This window comes from Pseudonocardia sulfidoxydans NBRC 16205 (genome assembly GCF_007989085.1).
Taxonomy (GTDB): Bacteria; Actinomycetota; Actinomycetes; order Mycobacteriales; family Pseudonocardiaceae; genus Pseudonocardia; species Pseudonocardia sulfidoxydans.
The window spans coordinates 1-2,605 of record NZ_BJVJ01000162.1; the positions used below are offsets into that span (position 1 = coordinate 1).

Annotated in this window: 1 protein-coding gene; it reads right to left on the bottom strand. The window is 61.8% G+C overall.

Annotated features, from left to right (window positions below):
• Positions 1–614: 614 nt before the first annotated feature.
• Positions 615–1,784 carry a hypothetical protein gene (locus PSU4_RS30770; RefSeq protein WP_147116176.1) on the bottom strand — a complete coding sequence of 390 codons (1,170 nt, stop codon included), beginning with the start codon at positions 1,782–1,784 and terminating at the stop codon, positions 615–617.
• Positions 1,785–2,605: the final 821 nt, after the last annotated feature.

Sequence of the window (2,605 nt, forward strand, 5' to 3'; positions counted from 1 at the left end):
CCCATCTTGTCGTTCGGGCGGATCGGGGTTCGCTCTGTCGGCTACCTCGACTGCGGTGCGTTGGGGGTGTGTTGGTGTCGGTGTGCAGTTCGCTATAGGAGCGGCCTTGGTCCGCTCCCGTGACACCAACCTTTGCGCTGGTCGGCGACGGCAATCTGGGGTGCAGTTCTATGGAAGTCGACACTGCCGTGCGGCACCGCGCGAACCTCGTCGTGCTCGTCGCGAGCGCCACGATCCCTTGAACGCTACAACGGGCGGCTCGTCCGCGTCGAGCTACCAGGAGTTCGGTACGACGCTAGGCCTGCAGCCTCGGAGCTATGGCGAGGGGATCGAGGTCGCGGCTGACTTCCCGGGCGCTCTGGACCGCGCGCTCAACGCCACTCCGGCCGTGCTCGACGTAATGGTGACTCGCGACGCCAAGTCGCCGGACTATCTCAAAGGGATCACGCCGTGCCGCGCCGGCATGCCCTCTCAGGGTGTGATGAAGCCGAACGCAAACGGTACGGCTCGGGTTGACCTACTCCGCGGACAGCCCCTGCCCTCACCGCGAACGCGGTGAGGGCAGGCTGGCGTGGCTGCAACGGGGTTTCCCGGCTGTGGGCCCCGGGGTCGCGCTAGACCTCCGTGGTTGACTCCGCGGCGGCGGGGGCGCCGGCCTTCATCGCAGGCAGTCCGAACGATCCGAGACACACGACGTAGAAGAGCGTGAACATCACCATCCAGTCGATGAAGCCAAGCGCGTTTCCATAAACGGAACCGACCAACTGTGGTTCGTGAAGGACATTCTGGGCCGCCCAGTACGAATAGACGGCGAAGGTAAGCACTCCCAGAACAAATGTCACCACGATCCGGACCACATAGTTGACGACCGGCGTGAACTTCGTCGGCCAGTTGCCGAACGCATTCGCCCACAGAATCATCCAGAACGCCCAGCACACACCGATCTCAGCTGCCATGACTCCGACGCCGGATCCTAGTGCGGCGATATCGGCCGGACTCATGATGAGATGTGCGATGCCGAGGAGGATAAAGTAGAGGACTGTTCCGAGTACCAGGTTACCGATCGTGGACGCGAGCGCTGTCCGGCCTCCCGGCCCAGCGAGTCGCCACGGCCAGTTCTCGGTGAGCAGTCCGGTGATGATGACGGAAACGACGATGCTGTAGAAGAACCCGATCGTAGTGTTGACTTCCATGATCACGTGACCTGGCTGCGCCCACGACGCCAGGCCTGGCAGCGCGAAGAAGGCGAACAGGATGAACGTCGGGATCGTCATCACGCCGATCTCGGCGATACCAAGCCATGGCTGCTTCAAGCCGACCGCTGACCACGGCCAGTGACCCCAATTGATGACCGCCATGACGAAGATCAAGAACCCGAACAGTACGAACAGGGATGCTGTTTGATATCCGAGGCCCCCCTCGCGTCCGGCGGCGAACGCCGGGTCGAAGGTGCCCCAACCTCGGGCAAATATGATCAGAATGAGCACAGCCACAACAATGATGACCGCGATCGCGGCGACCCCGCGCACGGGTTGCTTGAGACGGCCGAACCCGGCGAATTCAAGATTGAACCCAACAAAAACCGTGACGAGGATCACCCAGAAGAGTGCGGCGGTGATCGGTTGAGGGTACAGCCCCAGCGGGCTCCACTGTGGATCTGCCAGGAGCCACCAGAAGGCCAGTGACAAGACTAGGATCACGGCGAGGTTCGCGAGGCCGAACGCGTACCATGGGAGTCCGCGGCGAACCGCGGATGACCGCTCGGACTCGGATTCGACTACCATTGGTGAGCTCCTTTGCTCAGGCGGGCAGTTGACTTGTCGATGGCGACCGCTATCTGTATATAACTGGCCGCGGCCGGTCATGCATCCCCATGGCGACGATATTGTCATCGGTACGATTGATGGCTGTTCGATGCCCGGAAATAGGGGCTGGTCGGGAGCAAACTGGGGGGTAACCAGGAACGGACGAGTCAGGCCTTGGGCCGCGTCGATGCGCAGGAGCTGAATTAAGGACGCCCGACACGCCAAGGCATTTTAGGGCAGGCGGCTCAAGTCAGCGTCGCGCGAGGTTGAATTGATCACGTGCTGTAAACCGAACGTTCTCGGCGCGGGCCGTAGCTAGTTCTTCTATGCCCGATGTGTGATCCCTGCTTTAGTCGGGCCACGCCACTGAGACTCTAGATACGATCGGTATTATTCGACTCAGAAATATGCCCTGCTTTCCTCAGGGGTTGTTGTGTCCGACCGTGGAAGCGCCGACTCGGCTCGTTCGTTACGCATCCAGAGGTTGGCCGGTCGCGGCACCTCCAGCCGTGTTTCTGTGCATCCGACCGCGTCGGCCGGTATGGGCCAGGTCATCTTGTGACCGGGCCCGGCTCGCACTGGCGGGTGCAGACACGATCGAGTCGGCAACCCGTGATGCGGGCGCGCTTGCTGGTAGCGCGAGCGCCCACCGTACGTCAGGCGTGGTTAAGGATGACTCCTGGATTTTCAACGCGTTTACAATACGGTGGGTGGTGCCGACTGTGAGTTCTACAGGCCATCCTCCACGGTCGAGCCCCAGACTGGGAGGCCGAGTGCCCAAGAACATCGAGTTCGCGACT